Source organism: Luedemannella flava (assembly GCF_039528515.1).
GTDB lineage: Bacteria > Actinomycetota > Actinomycetes > Mycobacteriales > Micromonosporaceae > Luedemannella > Luedemannella flava.
On sequence record NZ_BAAALT010000152.1, the window covers coordinates 1 to 20,680 of the forward strand.

The window sequence follows — 20,680 nt, forward strand, 5'->3', positions numbered from 1 at the left end:
GCGAGAACGCGGCCCGCGACCCGAGCGCCGAGGCCGGCACCCGGGACGGACAGGGCCGCGACGCCCAAGGCCGCGACGCCCAAGGCCGCGACGCCCAAGGCCGCGACGGTGAAGGCCGCGACGGGCAAGGGCGCGACGGGCAAGGGCGCGACGGCGAGCCCCTTCCCCTCGCGCCGCACGTCGACGCCGAGTTGGCCCGCAGCACCAACTTCTCCCGGTCGCACCGGTCCGCGAGCGAGCTGACCGCCGACGTGCGCGACCTGGTGGCGAGCGCGCGGGACAGGTTGAGCGCCACGTACCCCGAGCACGTGGTCGCCGAGCGCATCCGCGACCTGGAGCGGGTCGCCGAGGTGGCCGACCGGCTCGACGCGATGGTGGCCCGCGCCCGCGAGACCGGCGACGTCACCGAGCTGGTCGCCGGGGTGCGCGAGCTCAGCGAGGCGGTCAACAGGTACAGCGACCGGTACGCCGACTGGCGCAACTTCGAGCGCGGCGGCGAGCCCGCCGACCCGGGCTGGCGCGACCTGCACGGCGTCGACCCGCTCAACTCGGTGGAGATGGCCGTCCGCGAGGTCACGATCGACCCGGCCACCCACCGGTTCCACGTGATGGACCAGGCGATCGCCGTCGCGAAGATCGGCGACGTGCTGGGCCCGGAGTTCCAGGCGCACACGCAGCGCACGCTCGCCAGCGCCATCCCCAAGGATCTCCAGGCCGCGAAGCACCTGCTGACGCCCGAGCAGTACGCCGTCGCGCAGGGGTTCATCGCGGGCTCGGCCCGGGGCGGCTTCTACTCGGTCACCGGGCACACGTACATCGCGGCGCACACGCTGTCCGGTGAGCCGCGGTCGCTGAGCGCCGTGGCCGCCACCGTCGTGCACGAGAGCACGCACAGCCTGCAGCCCAACTCGATGCTGGTGCACGACGCCGTGGAGGGTCGCCCGCACGACGTCCGCGACCTGGTCCGGGCGCGGCTGAAGTTCGAGCGCGAGTTCGAGGCGTTCTCCGTGCAGCAGGAGTTCCTGCGCGGGCTCGCCGGTCACGGCTCCCGGGGCGACCTCTCCGGCGACCTGCGGCTGCCGCACTCCGACGGCTACCGCGAACTGGCCGAGTACACGCCCCGGCAGATCGTCGAGAAGATCCTTGACCAGTACATGCAGCCGCACGAGCGCCAGCTGGTCGGCCCGGAGCTGGTCGTGGGCGAACCGCGCCTCGCCCCGGAGGTCATCGTGGACCGGGCCCGGCAGGCGATCGCCGAGCGCTACCACGAGACCGACCCGGCGGTCGGCACGCTGCGCGGCCCCATCACCACCCGCACCGCGGCCGAGCACGGTGTCGACCTGGGCCGCCTCGCCCATGACCAGGCCCGCCTGCCGTTCGAGAACGCGGGCGAACGGGCCGCGCCGCGTCCGGAGGGCTTCGAACGGTCGGTCGCGCAGGAGCGGGTGGACGCCGAGATCGGTCGCCCCCCTGCGGGCCGCGACGAGCTGACCCGCGCCAACGAGCCGATCGAGGGCACGCGCGCGGTGCCCGACGGCCGCCCGGCGAGCCAGGCCGACGCCACGGCCCGCGAGGTCGTCGAGGGGATCAACCGCGTCAGCGTCCGCGACTTCGGCGACCGCCAGATCATCGGGGTCCACTCCGAGGGCGACGTCGTGCACGTCATGACGCGGTACGCGGGCGACCACACGTTCCGGGTCGAGGTCGGGCACGACATGACCAACGTGGCCGAGACGACACGCAGCGTCGACCCGGCCAACGAGCCGCACGTCATCCGGGTCAGCGACCGGATCGACGCGGCCGAACTGGGCCGGGTCTGGGTCAACTCGATCACTGAGACGATGCACGAGCACGCCGCCGCCGCGCACCGGCCCACCCAGGAGGGCGTCGTCCGCCGGGCGATGGACCGGCTCAGCCGGATGCTGGGCGTCGAGCAGGCGACCCGCCCGCCGATGCCCGAGGGCAGGCCGGACGTCAACGCCCGCCTCAACGAGCGCAACCTGCTCCTGCGCGAGCTGCGGCAGGAGCCGGTGCACGCCGAGCGGGAGCAGTTGCGGCGCGACATCGCCGGCGTCGACCGCGACCTGGCCCGCCTCGGCCACCCGACCGAACGCCTCGAACCGGTGCCCCACGAGGACCGCACCCTCGGGCGGGACGCGAACGTCATCGGCCGCCGGACGTACTCCCCGCATGAGAGCGTGACCGTCCACGAGCCGGCGGCCGCCCGCGAACAGCACCCCGTCGAGGCGTCGCGCGAACGCGACGTGTCGACCCACGACGAGATCTGGTCCGACCCGCCGTGGCACCACGAGGGTCGCCGGCCCAGCATGGACGAGCTGATCCCGAGCAACCAGCGCGAGGCCGACGCCTGGCGGGACACCATCCGCGCGGAGGTCGCCCGCCTGTTCGACGGGCGCGAGTTCGCCGGCGTGCGGCTGCATCTCGACCTCGCCCGGGAACACTCGATCTCCGTCGACGCCAACTCCATCACGATCCGTGTCGACATCAGCCACCCCGAGAGCGGGCATTCCTACAACGTCATCACCTACCGGTTCTTCCGCGGTCACGACGGCCAGCTCATCGCCGACCACGTGGGCTTCCGGGTGCCGGACGCGTTGCAGGGCAGGGGCTTCGCGACCAGGTTCAACGAGTACGTCGAGGCGTGGTACGTCGAGTCGGGGCTGCGGCACATCGAGATCCACGCATCGCTGTCCGTCGGCGGGTACGCGTGGGCCCGCGCCGGCTTCGACTGGGCGCCCGGCTCGCAGCACCGCGCGGACGCGGTCATGTCCGCCGTGCGCCGCGAGATGGCGGCGCTGCGCGAGGACATCGCGTCGGTCAACGACCTGACCGCCGACATCGGCCGCCTCGCCGAGCGCTACCAGACCACCGACCGGTCGGTCATCGCCGACCGGCTCGCCCACGAGTACGCCGCCGGCGAGGACCTGCTGAGCCGGTCCCGGCTGCGGATCGAGGACCCCCGCTTCCCGCGGCCCATCGAGATCTCCAACGCCGGCTGGAACGGTCAGCACGAGAGCACCGGCACGTGGCTCGGCAAGCGTGTGCTGATGGGCAGCGACTGGAGGGGCATCAAACTCGTCAGCGAGATCGGGCCGCTGCACCCCCGGTCGGAGCACTACCTCGACGGCACGATCAACTCGCTGCGCGTGCCCGGCGGCGACTATCACGGCCGCCACGAGCTGCCCACCCCGGAGCACCGCGCCGACCTGATCAGGTCGGTCACGCCGGAGCTCATGGAACGCGCCGCCGAGGGCCTCGGCGACGTGCGCGTCGAACGCCTCGACACCCGGCGCGCCGGCGTGCTGTACCGGATCGAGCGGGGCGGTGAGGCGTTCACGGTCCGGGTCGAGACCCAGTGGCTGCGCGTGGACGCGGCCGCCGAGACGACGCTCAACCACGACAAGGGCGGCCCGAACCACCGCGGCGAGTACGTCGTCCAGATCTCCGACCAGCTCGGCCTCGTGCACGTCGAGCGCGCCATGGCGCACGAACTCGGCGAGATCGTCGCCGACCGGGCGCGCTACGCCGCCGGCGAGCCGGCGTACCAGCCCGACGTGCTGCGCGCAGGTGGGGTGCCCGACGGCGCCCGGCTCAGCCCGCACGACGCCGGCCGGGTGCAGGAGCTGCGCGTTCTCGGTCGCGACCTGCCCGCGTCCCCGACGCCGCACGACCGCGTGGTGCGCGAGAGCATGGCGCTCGTCGACCACCTGGGGCTGCGCGCCGGCGAGCCGGGAGCGGAGGCCCGCCGGCAACTGGTCCTCGAAGGACTGTCACCGGCCCACCGGGCGCAGGTCGAGCGGCTGCTGGAGGTGGCCGGCCGCGATCCGGCCTCGATGACGCCCGCCGAACGCGCGGAGCTGACCTCGATCCGCGAGCGGGCCGAGGCCGACCAACGGGCCATGGAGGCGCGGGCCGCGCGGCTGGAACCGGCGATCGAGCGGCCCATCATCGACAACGGGCGCCTCGTCGGCCCCGACGAGCTGGCCCGCGTCGCGGACGCGGCCACCGCCGCGCGGGACCTGCGCAGCGACCGGACCCTGGCGGACCTGCACGCCCGCGCGGCCGACCTTCCCCCCGGGGAGTACGTGAAGGTGCAGGCGCAGATCGGGGCGGGCGCCTCGGCGGCCGGGCGCGACCCGCACGCGCTGGTCGTCGACGAGCGCCTGCGCTGGCAGGCCGACAACGGCACGCACGTGGCGCAGACCGCCGACCAGCTGCGCAACCTCAGCCGCACCGGCCTCGGCGACCCGTACCAGTTCGCGGTCCGCGAGATCATCGGCCCCGACGGCTCGACCCGGCTCGTGCCCGACCCGGGCGGCCGGGTGCCGCTCGACGCGGTGCGGTACTGGGAGGACACGATCGCCGCCGCCGGGCCGGTGGTGAACGGGCGCGCCGAGCTGCGCGTCGACGGCGACCGGCTGCTGCTCGACATCATCCCCCAGCGCGGCGAGCGGATCACCGTCGAGGTGGAGGGCGTCCCGGTCATCTCCACCGGCTTCCCGCCCGAGGCGATCCCCGGCGTGCACCGGGAGCTGGGCCTGCGCGGCTCCTTCGCGGGGATCTCCAAGGCGCTGGCCGCCGATCCGCGCCCGGCCGCCGCGGCGGCGAAGGCCGAGATCGACGCGCTCAACTGGACGGACGCGGCGAACGCCCGGCCCGCGCTCGACGTGCTGGCCCGGCACGGGATCGCGACCGACCCGCTGCCCGCGCGCGCCGTCTCGTCGCTGCAGCGGGCCGGCGAGTGGCACCAGATGCGCCTCGACGACCCCACGCGCGTCGTCTTCGGCGACGAGGCGAACCTGCGCAGCGGCGTGGACCCGTCCGCCGCCCGCGACTGGGTCATCGCCGGCACCGGCGGCACGGGCATCAGCGCGGTGGAGAACATGCTGCGCCTCACCGAGGGCGCGGCGGAGCCGCACCGGTTCGTCATGCTGGGCCGCGGCCCCACCGAGGGCCTCGCGGAGAACACCCAGTGGCGCCAGGTCCGCGACGCCTACGACGGCGGCTACAACCCGGCCCGCCCGGCCGAGGCGAGCACCCCGTCGCCGAGCGGCGGCTGGCGGGGCCCCCACGACCGGCTGCGGATCGAGTTCGACCGGTTCATCGACCACATCGAGCGGGTGACCCAACCCGACGGCTCGTACCGGTACCGGGTCGTCGACGAGACCGGCCGGGTGTACGCGGAGGGCGACGGCCTCATCGCCTCCCTCGGCTCCCGCAACGGTGTGCCGCCCGCCGCGAGCCGCCTCGTGGACCTGGCCGTCAAGACGGACCCCACCACCATCAAATCGTCCCTGCTGTTCGACAACGCCGGCCAGTACCTCGGCTACCGGCTCACCGTCGGCCCGCACACCATCGACGTGACCGGCGCGGCGTCGCGGTTCTATCCGATGGGCGGCGAGCCGTTCTTCGCCCGCGCCGGCACGGATCCGCTGACCCACCCGGTCTCCGGCAACGACGCGGCCGTGTGGCAGGCCCGCGACACCGCCCACGCGATCGCCTCCAGCGGCCGGGACGCGCCGCCGGAGGGCGGCAACTTCGACGGCGGGTACGTCGCCAGCGCGGTGCAGGCCACGCACTACGCGGCCGCCCGGCGCGACGGCGAGCTCCAACCGGACTTCTTCGACGCCGAGATGGCGCCCACGGACCGGCTGCGGATGGTCGGCTTCGAGGGCCCGCCGCGCGGCGGTACCAGCGGCCTGCGCGACCTGTCCGCGCTGCTCGGCCGGGTGGGCGACGAGGCCGTGCTGCGCCAGCCCGGGGCACCCGACGCGACGGTCGCGCCCGGCGTGCGGGTCGTCGGGGCCGAGCCGGTCCCCGGCACCGTCTCCGAGCTGGCGCCGCTGCTGCGCACGGACCGGCTGCCCGCCGAGGTGGACGTGATGGTGGGTCACGAGATGACCGCCGGCGTCGCCGACCGGCACAAGCAGCTCTACCCCGAGGCGACGCTGGTGCAGGTGGTGGACCGGCCGCCCACGCAGCCCGGCCAGATCGAGGTGCTGTCCCGCGCCGATGTGATCGTGGCGCGCGACCACGACGTCGCGGAGGCCGTGCGGGCCCAGCTCGACACCCTCGGTGGCGCGCACCGGCCCGAGGTCGTCGAGATCCCGCCCGCGTTCGAGGCGCGGCCCACGCCGCCGCCGCGCGGCCCGCGCGAGCCCTTCGAGCTGCTCGTCCACGACGGCAACCCGACGTCGCTGACCGAAGCGGCCCAGGTCGCGCGGGAGCTGAGCGGCCGGGGCCTCGGCGAGGTCCGGCTCACCGTGACCACGTCGGGCGACGCGGCCACGCTCGCCCGCGAGCTGCGCGACGTCGCCGGCGTCGAGGTGCGGGTCCAGCGCCCGCCGCGCGACGCGGAGGAGCTGACCGACCTGCTGCACGGCGCCGACCTGGTGCTCATGCCGGAGCGGGCCGGGCACGACGGCGGCTTCGCCGCCCTCGAGCACGGCGTACCCGTCATCGCCGACGGGCGCACCGGGCCTGGTGTCCTGCTCCGCGACGGCGGCCGCGTGCCCGCGCACCTGGCCGAGGGCTCGGTGATCGGCCGTGACGGCGGCGGTGGGTTCGACGCCCGGGCCTGGGCCGACCGGGCCGCCGAGGTGTGGCGCCACCCCGACATCGAGCGCGGGCGTGCGCTCGTGCTCCGCGAGCACCTCACCGGCACGCGCGGCCCCGACGTGGTCGCCCGCGAGCTGCACGACGTCATCGCGCGGCAGCGGCCCGACACGCCCCGCGTCTCCGGCGAGGCGTTCGCGCGCGAGCTCAACCCGCGCGAGGTCGTGCTCCGGCGCGCCGGCGCCGAGCCGCCCGCCGGCGACGGGATGCGCGTCATGACCGTGTGCGACGAGTACATCTCGACGCGCGGCGGCGTGGCCACGGCGAACCGGGACATGACCGAGGCCTTCGGCAACGCGGGCGTGACGGTGCACGGCCGCGTCGGCGTGGTCGATCCGGCGCGGCCCGGCGTGCTGCGCTTCGCGCCGGGCGAGAACATCACGGTCAGCGGCGTCGAGCCGGTGTGGGGCGTGCACCGCGCGGACGGCACACCGGACAACCGGGCCCTCCCGTTGCTGCTGGAGGGCCTGCCCGCCCACGTGGACGTGATCGTCGGCAACTCCCGCTTCGGCGGCGGCGCCGCCAAGTGGCTGGCCGAGCACGTCTACCCCGGCGCGAAGTACGTGCACGTGCTGCACACCGCGCCGGAGGTGCTCGACGCGCTGCGCGGCAAGGTCGGCGAGGGTCTCGAACACGCGGCGACGGAGCGCAAGCTCATGGCCGGGGCGGACCTTGTCGCCGGCGTCGGCGCGCTGCTCGCGCACGAGGCGGGGCGGTTGAGCGCCGAGGCGAACCCCGGCAACCCGCCGCCCGTCCACACCATCATCTCGGACATGATCCGGTCACCCGGCGAACCGCACGCGCGGCCAGCCGACCGCGACGTCTTCGAGCTGCTCTTCCAGGGCCGGGCCAACGACGACCTCAAGGGCGTGGACTTCCTCATCAAGGTGGCCCGCGAGCTGCAGGCGCAGGGCATCCCCGCGCACGTCACCGCGCGCGGCGTGCCGCACGACGAGCTGGCCGGCGTCCGGGAGCGCTGGGCCGACGCGGCCGACGTGCTCACGGTCGTGGAGTTCGTCTCCGACCGGGGCCAGCTGCTGCGCGACCTCTACGACGCGGACCTGGTCCTCATGCCGTCCATCCACGAGGGCTTCGGGCTCGCGGCCAGCGAGGCGGCCCGCGCGGGCGTGCCGGTGCTCGTCGGCGAGGGGACGGGCGCGGGCATGTTCTTCGGCGACCGGGCCTTCGTCCCGGGGCGGCTCGGCGAGGCCGCCGTGGTGCACGACGGGGTGACCGTCGAGGCGCTGACCCGCGCGTTGGATCGGGCTGCCGGGCCGGACGGCGAGCTGTCCGCGGCGACGGCCAGGCGTGTGGTCGAAGAAGTCAACCAGGCGCGGCTCAACGACTGGGTCGAGGCGACGCGACGGTCGATCGAAGGGCTGACCGCCGAGCGCGGGCGGGCAGTGGAACTGCGCGACTACCTCAACCAGCGGTACTCGGCCGGCAACGCCGCCCGCGAGCTGATCGCCAGGATCGAGGCGATCCACGAGGGCCGCGACGTCGCCGACGTCCGGGAGGCGGCCGCCGAGTCGCGCCGGTCCAGCATTCCCGACCACTTCGACGCGGAGCGCCCGCTGGAACCGGCGTCGCGCCGCGAGGTGGCGGCCGAGGCGTCGCACGCCGCCGAGAGCCGGGATCCGGCTCTGCCGGTGCCCGCGGCCCCCGCGGTCGAGATCCCGCCGCCCACGATGAACCACGTCCTGCACGGCGACGTGAACGCGCAGGGCGAGTTCGGCGGCTGGCACCTGCATCCCGGGCCGGACCCCGCGCACTATCCGCCCGACCGGTTCATCCGGGGCGAGATCGTCGTGAACGCCGACGGGTCGGCGACCGTCCGCGGCGTCGTCGGTCACCTGGACGAATCGTGGAACCCGATCGCCAAGGACTCGATCGGCCACACGTTCTTCCCGGAGGGCTGGACGGAGCACGACATCCGGCTCGCCGGCGAGTACCTGTTCGAGCACGGCACCTACCGGCGCGGCGGAACCTTCGTGACCGGTACGTACCGAGGTGTAGCCTTGGCCGGTTATCTCCGCGACGGGGTGCCGGAGACGTTCTTCCCCAGGGGTGGTTGATTCGTGGTCACGGCCGACACTGCCTGGGAGTTCGTCTACGACGGCGAGGTGTGGGAGGCGCGGTGCGCCCCGCCCTGCGAGGCCAACGTGTCCATCGCGGTGGAGACGCTCATCGTCGGCTTCGGCACCCGGGCCTGGAGCGTCGAGGACTTCCTGAGGATCTGGGACGAGAAGATCGCGACGGAGGGTGTCGGATTCACCCTCAACGTCGTCGCGGCCACGGTCGCACAGGTCACCCCCGACGACGTCGAGATCACCGACAAGTACGGGCAGTTCCGCGACGTGCGCCTGCCGGCGACCGCGCTGCGCAACGCCCTGGGCGCGCTGATCACCGCGATGAACTCCCGCGGTCGCGACTGACGATCGGCCCCACGGGCCGGATGGGCGTAGGTCGGGGTACTGTGCCGGGGTGTCAGGTGACCTCAGCGTGGATGTGTGCCGGTTCGTGCAGCGCGACTCCGACCGGCGCGAGATCTACGCGATCGTGACGGACGGGCCGGCGGCCGGCGCCCACGGCCCCCTGGACCTGACCCGGATCAGTCGGCGGCCGTTCGTCACGGAGCGGCCCGGCTACCCGTTCCCGACCGGCGACCCGGCACTCGCGGAAAGCCTCGCGGCCCGCGCCGGCGAGTTCCACGACCTCGACGACTTCTACGCCCACTACGGGTACCCGGCCGAGGTGCTGGCGTGGGTCGCAAGCATGCCGCGGCACGGCGACTACTACGACGACCGTGGGTACCGGTCGGCCGAGGTCGCCGACCGGCTCGGCCTCGACCTGACGGCACTCAACGCCGCCGCGTGGCGGGAGGCGATCGATCCCGGCCGGGTCGACCCGGCCGGCGATCCGGTCTTCCACCCCGACTTCGACGTCGACCGGAACTGGGCGGTGACCGGCGGGAGCGGCCCCGTGATGATCGACGTAACGTCGTACCGGTTCAAGGCGTGGCTGTCGTTCGGCGACCGCCCGTGACAAACGGCGTGGCTTTGGCGCCATAGCGCTGGAGTTCAGGGCCGGATTCGAGGCCCATGGCGCCATAACCCGAATCCCGGCGCGGGTCAGCCGGACAGTAACGGGATCCTGGATGCGGTGGGGTGTCTCAGGAGTATTGCGCGAGCGCCGAGCGGTAGGCGTCGGCGACCGCGACCAGGCGGGCGCGGCGGAACCGGCCCGGGTCCCCGGCATACAGCCGGGCGCCCTCGGGCGATGTGAACGCCGACTCCGGCACCGCGTCCGCGCCCTCGGGGACGAACTTGAGAACCTCTTCCTGGGCGGCGACGGCGTAGGCGAGCGCGTCGTGCCCGTACTCCCGCTGGGTGGGGGTGAGGCCCGCGGGGCTCAGCGGCGTCGCGCGGGCCGCGTTGTCCGCGGCGATCGCGAACTGTCCTGGGCAGACGATGCGCGACGGCGCCGCGCCGCCGAAGGCCGGCGGCGGTGGCGGCGTGGCCGGGTCGAGCACGAAGGCGAACTGGCGCGGCAGGCCGCAGCGTGGGCATTCGCCCTGGTAGACGGCGAGCAGGTCGTCGCCCGACGTGCGCAGGGTGTGCCGGACCGGCAGGCTCGTCTCGTCGCAGGAGCAGGGGTGCAGCGAGATGTAGAGGCGGCACTCGGGCGCGGACCGGGCGAGCAGCATGCGCCCACCGTACCGGGCCGGCCGCCCTGGCCGGGGGCCACTAGGATCACCGTGGGGAGGAGCGTCTCATGTGGATGAGGAAGATCGTCACGGTCGGCGCGCTGGGCGCGGTCATCGCCGCGACGGCCGGATGCACCGCGGGTCACGACCCCATGAAGGTGATCTACCAGGTCAGTGGCGGTGAGGCCGCCGGCACGATCGCCCTGGAGTACGTCGGGGCCGCCGGCATGACCAAGGACACGATCTCCGCCGGCACGGTGAACTGGTCCGAGGAGGTCACCCTCGGTGAGAACGTCGACACCGCCGCCATCAGCGCCCACTCGCTGGCCCCCGGCCTCGACACCAAGCTGACGCTGACCTGCGTCATCTTCGTCGGCGGCAAGGAGGTCGCGCGCAAGGACGGGTTCCAGTCCTGCCAACTCACGGTCCAACTCGACGATCTGTAGGCCGTTAGGATCGGTGCCGGCACGGGGAGGACGCCATGACCACCAGCAGCGAGCGCGACCGGCAGAACCTCGCCATCACCGCCTGGCGGGCCGAGTGGAAGGCCCGGCACGGCCTCGACGACGTCGAGTTCATCGAGCCGGGCGCCGAGGTCGACCCGTCGGTCCGCTGGCCCACCACGGAGCAGCAGCGAGAATTCATCCAGGGAGTACGCCGCATCCTCGGCCAGGATCCCGAGACAGGACGGTACCTGGATTGAGCCCGACCGTGCACCCGTCCGCCCGCACCCGCGACGAGGCCCACCTCTTCCTCGACCTGCACGGCTGCGACGACTGCGGGGCCACCGAGGTCGCCTGGCGCAGCGCGCTCGCCGAGGTCGACGGCACCGTCACCCGGCGCTACTTCGGGGCCTGCGGCGACTGCGGCCGCGACCGCGAGGCGTACTTCGCCCTGCCGGAGCGGCCGGTGACGCCGGCGCCCGGCGCGCCCGTCACGTTCGGCGGCGACGAGCCGTCGCTGCTGCTCGACCCCGGTGACTGGCTGCTCGTCGCCGACATCTGCGCCCAGTCCGCCAGCTCGGTCGGCGACGCGTCCGACGGCGACGAGCTCGCCGAGCGGCGCGAGTCGCTCACCATCGCTCTCGCCGCCATGGACGAGGTGCTCAAGTTCGTGCCGGCCGGCGAGACCGCCGTGCCCGACGCCGCGTTCTTCACCGAACGCGGCCGCACGGTCCACCGCCGCGACCCCGGCCGCTTCGCGGTCAACCGGTTGCGCACCGTCCGTGACGCCTACCTCTCCGCCCTGGACCGGCTCCGGTGACCCGGCTCGCCCTGTGGTGCGCGGCCGCGCTGCTCGCCGCCCTGCTGCCCGTCACGCCCGCCGCCGCGGCGGTGACCTGCGCCAAGCCCGGCACCACGTACGCGCAGAAACCGTGGGCGGAGCAACTGCTCGGCACCGAGCGGGTGGCCCCGTTCGCGCGCGGCGCCGGCGTCACCGTCGCCGTGCTCGACACCGGCGTCGACCGCCGGCACCCGCAGCTCGCCGGCCACGTCGACGCCGGCTATAACGCGGTGACCAGGAAGAACGGCGCCGACAGCGACTGCCTCGGGCGCGGCACGGCCCTCGCCGGGATCATCGCGGCGCAGGCCGCCGGCGGCACCGGTGTGGCCGGCGTGGCCCCGGGCGCGACCATCATGCCGGTCAAGGTGATCGACGACTCCGGCTACAGCGTCGTCCCCGCCGATCCCGTGGTGCTCGCCCGGGGCGTCGACTGGGCGGCCACGCACGGCGCCGGGGTCATCGTCATCCCCACGGCCGTCTACACCGACCGCAAGGAGCTGCGCGAGGCCGTCGCCCGGGCGCTGGACGCCTCGGTCCTCGTCGTGGCCGCCGTCGGCGACCTCGGCGACGACGACAACCGCACGCCGTACCCCGCGTCGTACGAGGGGGTGCTGGGGGTCGGCGCGATCGCGCCGAACGCCGAGGTGTGGGGGAAGTCCCAGCACGGCACCTACGTCGACGTCGTGGCGCCCGGCGTCGAGCTGGTCACCCTCGCCCCGGGCAAGGGGCACCTCGTCGGCGCCACCGGCACGGGCTTCGCCGCCGCGTACGTCGGGGCGACCGCCGCGCTCGTGCGCGCCAAGCGCGACCTGCCCGTGTCCGCCGTGAGCCGGCTGCTGCAGGCCACGGCCACGCCCGCCGCCGGCGCGGCCTACTACGGCCACGGCCTCATCAACCCGTACGCCGCGACCACCGAGGAGCTGGCCCCCGGCCCGGCCGCCGCGCTGCCCGGGATGGCCGTCCCGCCCCCGGCGGACGGCGGCCCGTGGGCGCGCAGCCGCGAGATCGCGCTGTGGGGCACGGCGATCGCGGCCGTCGGCGCGTTCCTCGCCCTCGTGCTCGGGATGACCCTGCCGCGCGGGCGGCGCCGGCGCTGGCGGGCCGCCGAGGCGGCGCCACCGCACGAGAGCGCGACCGACCTCGAGCCGTCCGGACCGGTGCTGCTGTTCGAGGAACGCTGACCCGTCAGTCCGTCGCGCCGACGGGGGAGCGGGCCACGGCCGGGTCGAGGACCGGGCCGGTGGGCAGCCGGGACACCAGGCTGTTCGGCACGTTCACCGCCAGGTCCGCCGAAAAACCCAGGAGCGGGAGTACGTCCGCGCCGGGCACCCCGTACTTGATGCCCAGATCGGTCACGAAGAAGTACGACCCCGTCCCGGCGGTCGGGCTCGCCACCGCGCGGACCAGCGACACCCGGCCCGCCGGCGCGAGCACCCGGTCGGCCAGGCTCGTGCCGTCCGCCTCCGCGCCGCGCGTGGCCGTGCCCGTGGTCGCGCCGATCGGCGCCCCGGCCACCGTGCCGCCCACCGACACGGTGGGCGCGGCCTTGGCGTCGCGCGTGACGGCGCACAACGGGTCGGCCGGGTTGCGGTTCGCCAGCGTCGGCACGGTGGCCGGCGGGCGCACCTCGGCGGCGGGGGTGCCCAGTTTGCGGCTGCGCGGCGCGGTCGACGCCTGCTGCACCGAGATCTCGTCCGGCTCGCCCGGGTTCTGCGCGACCACCAGCGCCTTCTGCAGCGGCGTGAGGGTGGCCAGCCCATCGGCGAAGACCAGGTAGAACAGCGGACCCGACGCGGACTGGCTGACCAGCAGGTCGCCGACGCGGTGGTCGGGCACGGCGGCCGACGCGCTGCCGCGCCCCTCGATGGTGAGCGGCCCGATGGTCTCGCCCCGGGCCAGCGTGTTGAGCCACGACGTGCTCACCGGCGTGGTCGACACCACGGCGCCGAACAGCGCCGGCACGGTGGTGCCGGACTGGGCGATGGGGAAGCGCAGGCCGTGCCAGACCAGGTACGTGGTGTCGAGCTTGGCGTCCGCCACGAGCAGGGCGTCGTCGCCCAGCTCGCGCGCCCCGGCCGGCGCCTCCGCGATGAGCAGCGTCGTCCGGCTCACCGGTTGGCCGGCCTGGTTGGTGTCCGACACCGTGCAGGCGGACCAGGGCAGGCCCGCACGGCTGTCCGCCCTGGGCAGCGACGCCGGCGCGCCCTCGATGCCGACGGTCACGCCGCGGGTCACGCCGGTCAGCGCCTTCGTGGCGACCCGGTGCACCGTCGGGTTCGGTCGACCCGCCGCGAGCAGTGCGGACGTGTAGTTGAGCGTCGGGTGCAGCACCCCGCCGGCGTACACGTACGTCGCGCCGGTGTCCTTCTCCACCACCACCGAGCCGTCGGTGCGCCACGCGTCGTTGCCGGTGTTGGTGAGCAGCCCGTAGATGCCGAAGCCGGCCCCCACGATGACGGCCACCATGATGCCGGCGAACGCGGCGCCGATGCCGCGGCGCAGCGGCGACTGCGCCGGGTCCGTCTCGCGCATGACGAACGCGGAGATCACCCGTTGGGTGAGGAACTGGTAGGAGTGCAGCTGGTCGCGTCGGGTCGCCACGCGTCACCTCACCCGCTCATCGAGGCGAAGAGCCCCTGGATGGCGCTGAACACCCCGGTCGCCGCGCAGGCCAACGGGATGAGCGCCATGATGACGAGGACGTCCACGATGTCGCCGATCCGTCCGACGTACGGCGACGGGCGCTCGTGGCTGTAGACCAGGCCGGCGAGCAGGATCGCCGCGCCCGTGATGAGCACACCGATCATGATGAGCACCCGGGCCTGGGTCGTCTCGGCCACCGCCGACGCCCCCACGACCAGCACGACCAGGCCGGCCACGCCGCCGACGATGAGCGGCACGCGCTGGGCGTACGCCGGGAACAGGCGGGCGCGCAGCAGCAGCGTGGCCGCGCCCGCGAAGGCGAGCAGCCGGGCCGCGAGCGAGTCCGTGCGCACCAGCACGACCGTCGCCGCGACGGTCACGACCGCGGCGCCGGTCAGCATGCCGGCGAGCAGCTCGGAGGCGCGCGCCACGGCGGCGAACACGGCCGAGCGCTCCGGCATCGGCCGCTCCCGCAGGATGTCCTCCGCCCGGTCCGGCAGCCGGGGCACCGGCAGCTTGCCGAGCCAGGTGGCGAAGAGCGGGTAGCCCGGGAGCAGACCGGCGACGACGGTGAGCGCGATGGCCGCGGCGCCCGCCGCCGACATGCCCGCCAGGGAGAACGTCGCCGCGAGCGTGCCCATCAGCGCCGCGACGATGCCGGCCATGAACACCCGGTGCACGGCGCCCGCGCCGATGTAGCCCACGACGCTGGCGACGAGCAGCGCGGCCGAACCCAGCAGCACGTTCGGGGCGCCCAGGCGCAGCAGTGTCACGCCCTCGGGCGCGGCGAGCAGCAGGCCGCCGAGGAAGGCGAACGGCAGGCCGAAGCCGGCGAGCGCGGCGCCGGCGCGGGCGTCGGCGAACGCGCGCGAGACGAGGACGCCCACGATGGCGAGCAGGCCGGCGAGGCCGAGACAGACCGCCGTCGCCACGCCCCACGGCGGGCCCGACAGGGTGGCCTGCACGAGGCCGACCGCGAACGTGGTGCCGGCCACCGCGAAGCCGGTGCGCCGGGTCGCCTGGTTGGTCCAGGTGTGACCGCTGCGCCGCGAGCCGCTCGCGATGACCTCGACGACGTCGTCGTAGGCGAACTCGGGCCAGTCGAGGCGGCCGGGCGCGAGATGCAGCACCTCGCCGTCGCGGACGCCCTGCGCCGCGAGGCTGCGGCTCGTGTCGAGCGTCGTGCCGGTGGCCCGGCGCAGCACCCAGCCGCCGTGCGTCTCGCCCTCGTCGGCCATGGCCTCGCCCGCGTGCCGCAGCAGGTGCGGGAGCAGTTCAGCGAGGACCAGACCGTCCGGCAGGGCGACGTCGATGCGTCGCTGGGGAGCGGCGACCGTCACCCTCGCCAGGCTGATCGAACCCGGGGCCGTCACGTCGGCTACCTCCCCGTACCGTACGCGTGCGCAGTGCTCTCGGCGGCTGCGAGGGCTCAACCTAACACGCGGGCGCCGCATCGATGGCGGCTGCCGCATCGATGCGGTAGCCACGCGGCACGACCGGCTGGTCTACGATGGGCGCCGCCGTGAAGGACCACGTGGGGGAGGGCGCATGACGTCAGTGGTGGTCACGCGTCCACCGCGGCGACCGGCACCGGCCATGCCGACCGGTGAGGTGGTGCTCGACCCGCCGCCCGAGGTCCCGCAGGCCGGCGGCAAGGGCTGGACGCGCTTCCTGATGATCCTGCCGATGGCCGCCGGCGCGGCCGCGATGGGCATGATGATGGGCGCCAACCAGAAGGGCAGCGCGCTGACCTATGTGGCCGGCGCCATGTACGGCGTCTCGATCCTCGGGATGATCGGCATGATGATCACCAGCCAGTCCGGCCCGAACAAGCGGGAGATGGTCGAGGCCCGCCGGCAGTACATGCGCCGGCTCAGCCAACTGCGCGCCCAGGTCCGCAACACCATCCGGGACCAGCGCGACGGCGTGCACTACCGCCACCCCGACCCGGGCGCGCTGTGGTCGACGGCGAGCAGCGGGCGGCTGTGGGAGCGCCGCCGCGGCGACCACGACTTCGGCGTGGTCCGCATCGGGCTCGGCGCGCAGGAGCTCGCCACCCCGCTCATCCCGCCGCAGACCCGCCCGGTGGACGAGCTGGAGCCGCTCTGCGCGGTCGCGCTGCGCACGTTCGTCTCGACGTACTCCGTGGTCCCCGATCTTCCGGTGGCGATCGCGCTGCGCGATTTCGCGCACGTCTACCTGCGCGAGGCCGACCCGACGCAGGATCGGGCCCGGGCGCTGGTGCGCGCGAGCCTCGCGCAGCTGGCCACCTTCCACGCGCCCGACGACCTGCTCATCGCGTTCTGCGTGGGCGACGAGCGGCGCGCCGAGTGGGAGTGGGCCAAGTGGCTGCCGCACGCCCAGCACCCGTCGAAGGTCGACGCGTCCGGCCCGGTCCGCCTCGTCGCGGGCGCGGTGACCGCGTTGGAGGCCATGCTCGACGACGTGCTCGCCAACCGGCCGCGGTTCACCGGCGGCGCGGGCGGGGCGCACGGCCCGCAGGTCATCGTGGTCGTCGACGGCGGCACGACCGCCGGCTCCGACCACCTCATGACCGACGGCGGCGTCGCCGGCGTGACCCTGCTCGACCTGTCGCACCAGCCGCCCCGGCTGCTGGACGAGGTCACCGTCGTGCTCGACATCGCCGCCGACACCATCGTCTCCGGCACCACGATGGACGGCACCACCAAGGTGGGCAAGGCGGACGCGCTGAGCATCCCGCAGGCCGAGGGCCTCGCCCGGGAGCTGGCGCCGCTGCGGCTGTCCACCGCGTCGGTGGCCGAGCGCAGCACCGACAGCATCGACCTGGGCCTCGCCGAGCTGCTCGAACTCGGCGACCCGGACACGTTCGACCTGGCCCGGCTGTGGGCCAGCCGGCCCAACCGCGACCGGCTGCGCATCCCGATCGGCGTCGGGACCGACGGCCGGCCCGTCGAGCTCGACTTCAAGGAGTCGGCGCAGGAGGGCATGGGCCCGCACGGCCTGCTCGTCGGCGCGACCGGCTCCGGCAAGTCGGAGCTGCTGCGTACCCTGGTGATCGGCCTCGCCGTCACGCACAGCTCCGAGATCCTCAACTTCGTGCTGGTGGACTTCAAGGGCGGCGCCACGTTCACCACACTGGACCGCCTGCCGCACACCAGCGCCGTCATCACCAACCTCAAGGACGAGCTGTCGCTCGTCGACCGCATGCTCGGCGCCATCTCCGGCGAGCTGACCCGCCGGCAGGAGCTGCTGCGCAGCGCCGGCAACTACGCGTCGCAGCGCGACTACGAGCGGGCGCGGGCCGCCGGGGTGCCGCTCGCACCCCTGCCCAGCCTGCTGATCATCGTGGACGAGTTCAGCGAGCTGCTGTCGGCCCGCCCCGACTTCGTGGAGATGTTCGTCCAGATCGGCCGCGTCGGCCGGTCGCTGGGCATCCACCTGCTGCTCGCCTCGCAGCGGTTGGAGGAGGGCCGGCTGCGCGGCCTGGAGACGCACCTGTCCTACCGGCTCGGTCTGCGGACGTTCTCGTCCATGGACAGCCGCGCGGTGCTCGGCGTTCCCGACGCGTACGAGCTGCCGTCCAGCCCGGGCAACGGCTACCTCAAGGCCGGCACCGAGGGCCTCACCCGGTTCAAGGCCGCCTACGTCTCCGGGGTGCTGCGGCGGGGATTCACCGGCTTCGCCGAGGACGGCGGCACCAACGACCCGGTCCGCGCCTACAGCACCTCCTACGTCGCGGCCGCCGTGCGCGACGAGCCCGCGGCCGTTGCGCACGAGCCCGACGAGGCCGAGGAGGTGCACGGCGACACGGTGATGGAGGTGCTGGTCCGGCGCATGGAGGGCCAGGGCCCGCCCGCGCACCAGGTGTGGCTGCCACCGCTGGCCGACCCGCCGTCGCTGGACAGCCTGCTCGGCCGCCTCGTGGTGTCGCCCACGCGTGGCGTCACCACCGGGGACACGACCCTGCACGGCCGGATGAGCGGCGTGGTCGGCATCATCGACAAGCCGTTCGACCAGGCACGCGAGCCCATGTGGCTCGACCTGTCCGGCGCGGCCGGCAACCTGGTCGTCGTGGGCGCCCAGCAGAGCGGCAAGAGCACGTTCCTGCGCACGCTCATCACCAGCCTCGCGCTGACCCACACGCCGCGCGAGGCGCAGTTCTACTGCCTCGACTTCGGCGGCGGTGGCCTGTCGTCACTGTCCGAACTGCCCCATGTCGGCGGTGTCGCCGCCCGCCGCGATGTCGACCGGGTCCGCCGCACCGTCGCCGAGGTGCTCAGCGTCCTCGCCGCGCGGGAGGCCGCGTTCGCCGCCGCCGGCGTCGACGGCATGGCCAGCTACCGGCGCGCGCGCCGCGACGGCCAGTTCGCCGACGACCCGTACGGCGACGTGTTCCTCGTCGTGGACGGCTGGGGCACCATCCGCAACGAGTTCGAGGACCTGGAGCCCGCGCTCGCCGAGCTGGTCAACCGGGGCCTGGGCTTCGGCATCCACCTCATCGCCACGGCGAACCGTTGGATGGATGTGCGGGCCGCCGTGCGCGACATGTTCGGCACGAAGGTCGAGCTGCGCCTCGGCGACCCCAGCGACTCGCTCATCAACCGCCGGGCCGCCCTCAACGTCCCGGAGAAGGCGCCCGGGCGCGGCCTGACCCACGACGCGCTGCACTTCCTCACCGGCCTGCCCCGGGTGGACGGACGCGCCGACGTGGAGACGCTGCCGGCCGCCGTGAGCGAGCTGGTGCGGGGCATCGCCGCGCACTGGAAGCAGCCCGCCGCCCCGGTCGTGCGCCTGCTGCCCGCCCTGCTCCCGTTCTCGGCGCTGCCGGCGCCGCGGCCGGGCCTGGTGCCGATCGGCATCGCCGAGACCGACCTGCAGCCCGTGCACCTGGACTTCAACGGCGACCCGCACGCGCTGCTGTTCGGCGACGTGGAGGCCGGCAAGAGCTCGTTCCTCAAGGTGGTGGCCGAGGGCATCGTGCGCGGGTACGACCCCAGCCAGGCCCGCATCATCATGGTCGACCTGCGGCGCAGTCTGCTCGGCACCGTCGAGACCGAACACCTCATCGGGTACGGCAGTTCGCCGCAGGTCACGGCCGACCTGGTCCACCAGGTCACCACCGTGATGAAGGAGCGGTTGCCCGGCCCCGACGTCACCGCCGACCAGCTGCGCAACCGCAGCTGGTGGCGCGGGCCCGAACTGTTCGTCCTCGTCGACGACTACGACCTCGTCGCCGGCGGCAGCGTCAACCCGCTCTCGCCGCTGCTGGACTACCTCAGCCAGGCCCGCGACATCGGCCTGCACCTGGTCATCACCCGTCGCATGGGTGGCGCGGGCCGCGCGCTGTTCGACCCGCTGATCGCGCGCATCCGCGAGGTGGCGTCGCCGGGGCTCATGATGTCCGGCAACAAGGAGGAGGGCGCGCTGTTCGGCAACATCCGCCCGATGCCGCTGCCGCCGGGCCGCGCCTGGTTCGTCACCCGGCGTCACGGTGCCCGGCTGGTGCAGCTGGCGTCGCCGCCGGAGCGCTAGCCGCGGCCGGCGGGGCAGTTGACCCGCTCGGCTTCCGTCTGCACCAGCCACACGTAGCGCTCGCGGCCGCCGCCGACCAGGCTGACCATGTCGTCGGCGAGGTGGCCGAGCCGCTGGCGGCTGCGTGCCGGCAGGAAGAGCGCCTCCCGGGTCAGGTCGGCCTCGGCCGGCCGGACGCGCTGCAGCACCGTCAGGTCGCTCTGGCGCACCGGCGCGATGCCCGAGGGCTCCAACCGGCGAAGCAGCGTCAGCTGCGTCTGCCACGGGCCCAGCGGCTGGGGCAGGCTCGCGCCGACGGACCCTCGGTCGTAGAGGAGCAGCATCGGCTGTCGGGAGCTCGCCGTCAGCGCCAGCGGCTGCTCATTGGCGAGCACGGCCACCTGGTCGCCCCGCCCGGTCGCCCGTTCGCCGAAGCCGTGCCACGCGGCCGGATCGGAGGTGACGATGACGACGCGCGCGCCCAGGCCCAGCGCCCGGAAGGCGAACAGCTGCGCCAGCCAGGGCGTGCCGACGGCGGCGATGCGGGTGGGCTGTCGGCGGAAGAACGCGATGGGCACCGGGTTGCGGTCGGCGTCCATGCCGAGCACCAGCCCGACCGGCGGGCTCGGCAGCCGCAGCTGAGCGAGCGCCGCCGCGTTGGCGGTGTGGTAGCCGATGTGCAGCCGGGTGAGGTGACGCGCCCGCGAGCGGCGTCCGGCCTGGTTGACGGCCTCGTGTGTGCCGAAGTCGCCGCCGCGCGGCGGGCCGCCGGGCACACCGGTGGGCAGCGCGCTGGGCCGCTGTGGGGCGGCGACGGCGCGTCCCTCCGCCGTCGCGACGGCCGTGCCCGTGGCCGCAGCGACAGTGGTGGGTGTGCCCAGTGCGGGCTGTGCGCTCGTCGTGTCGGCGGGCGGGGCC

12 protein-coding genes are annotated in these 20,680 nt (G+C 74.4%); 8 read left to right on the plus strand and 4 right to left on the minus strand.

Annotated features, from left to right (window positions below; genetic code table 11):
- The first annotated feature begins 191 nt into the window (after positions 1-191).
- From ABD211_RS22485 to ABD211_RS22495, 3 genes are read left to right on the plus strand one after another with little or no spacing between them, the layout of a single operon-like run.
- Entirely contained in the window at positions 192-8,711 is an 8,520-nt protein-coding gene (locus ABD211_RS22485) for a glycosyltransferase (protein WP_344135362.1), read from the plus strand.
- Positions 8,712-8,714: 3 nt separating this feature from the next.
- On the plus strand, positions 8,715-9,071 hold the full coding sequence (locus ABD211_RS22490) for a hypothetical protein (protein ID WP_344135365.1): 357 nt from the start codon (positions 8,715-8,717) through the stop codon (positions 9,069-9,071).
- A gap of 49 nt (positions 9,072-9,120) precedes the next feature.
- Positions 9,121-9,681, plus strand: coding sequence for a hypothetical protein (locus ABD211_RS22495; protein WP_344135368.1), 561 nt, complete (start codon positions 9,121-9,123; stop codon positions 9,679-9,681).
- Between the two features lie 127 nt (positions 9,682-9,808).
- Here the strand turns inward: ABD211_RS22495 and ABD211_RS22500 are convergent, their stop codons facing one another.
- On the minus strand, positions 9,809-10,342 hold the full coding sequence (locus ABD211_RS22500; RefSeq protein WP_344135371.1) for a hypothetical protein: 534 nt from the start codon (positions 10,340-10,342) through the stop codon (positions 9,809-9,811).
- Between the two features lie 68 nt (positions 10,343-10,410).
- Between ABD211_RS22500 and ABD211_RS22505 the strand changes: the two genes are divergently transcribed.
- Genes ABD211_RS22505 through ABD211_RS22520 form a run of 4 tightly spaced genes read left to right on the plus strand, consistent with a single transcriptional unit; the run spans position 10,411 to position 12,807 of the window.
- Positions 10,411-10,788, plus strand: a complete 378-nt coding sequence (locus tag ABD211_RS22505; RefSeq protein ID WP_344135374.1) for a hypothetical protein — start codon at positions 10,411-10,413, stop codon at positions 10,786-10,788.
- Between the two features lie 35 nt (positions 10,789-10,823).
- Entirely contained in the window at positions 10,824-11,045 is a 222-nt protein-coding gene (locus ABD211_RS22510) for a hypothetical protein (protein WP_344135376.1), read from the plus strand.
- A complete protein-coding gene (locus ABD211_RS22515) occupies positions 11,042-11,605 on the plus strand; it encodes a hypothetical protein (RefSeq protein ID WP_344135379.1) in 564 nt (187 codons plus the stop codon). Before ABD211_RS22510 ends, ABD211_RS22515 begins: the two co-directional genes overlap by 4 nt.
- Positions 11,602-12,807 carry a S8 family serine peptidase gene (locus tag ABD211_RS22520; protein WP_344135381.1) on the plus strand — a complete coding sequence of 402 codons (1,206 nt, stop codon included), beginning with the start codon at positions 11,602-11,604 and terminating at the stop codon, positions 12,805-12,807. The genes ABD211_RS22515 and ABD211_RS22520 overlap by 4 nt, the downstream gene beginning before the upstream one ends.
- 4 nt (positions 12,808-12,811) lie before the next feature.
- Here ABD211_RS22520 and eccB read toward each other — a convergent pair whose 3' ends face one another.
- Both eccB and eccD read right to left on the minus strand, forming a co-directional pair.
- Positions 12,812-14,227 carry a type VII secretion protein EccB gene (gene eccB / locus ABD211_RS22525; protein WP_344135384.1) on the minus strand — a complete coding sequence of 472 codons (1,416 nt, stop codon included), beginning with the start codon at positions 14,225-14,227 and terminating at the stop codon, positions 12,812-12,814.
- An 8-nt stretch (positions 14,228-14,235) separates the two neighbouring features.
- Complete coding sequence (eccD, locus tag ABD211_RS22530) at positions 14,236-15,642, minus strand: type VII secretion integral membrane protein EccD (protein ID WP_344135387.1); 1,407 nt, start codon at positions 15,640-15,642, stop codon at positions 14,236-14,238.
- A gap of 175 nt (positions 15,643-15,817) precedes the next feature.
- On the opposite strand from eccD, the gene eccCa reads away from it, so the two are divergent.
- A complete protein-coding gene (gene eccCa / locus ABD211_RS22535; RefSeq protein WP_344135390.1) occupies positions 15,818-19,783 on the plus strand; it encodes a type VII secretion protein EccCa in 3,966 nt (1,321 codons plus the stop codon).
- Here eccCa and ABD211_RS22540 read toward each other — a convergent pair.
- Positions 19,780-20,680: hypothetical protein (locus ABD211_RS22540; RefSeq protein ID WP_344135393.1), on the minus strand; the 901-nt coding region annotated here is incomplete at its 5' end. The two genes, eccCa and ABD211_RS22540, sit on opposite strands and share 4 nt — an antisense overlap.

Excerpts from the sequence above, each read along its gene's own strand:
- ABD211_RS22510 (WP_344135376.1), top strand. The coding sequence starts at position 10,824 with ATGACCACCAGCAGCGAGCGCGACCGGCAGAACCTCGCCATCACCGCC.
- eccCa (WP_344135390.1), top strand. The coding sequence starts at position 15,818 with ATGACGTCAGTGGTGGTCACGCGTCCACCGCGGCGACCGGCACCGGCC.
- ABD211_RS22505 (WP_344135374.1), top strand. The coding sequence starts at position 10,411 with ATGTGGATGAGGAAGATCGTCACGGTCGGCGCGCTGGGCGCGGTCATC.
- ABD211_RS22500 (WP_344135371.1), bottom strand. The coding sequence starts at position 10,342 with ATGCTGCTCGCCCGGTCCGCGCCCGAGTGCCGCCTCTACATCTCGCTG.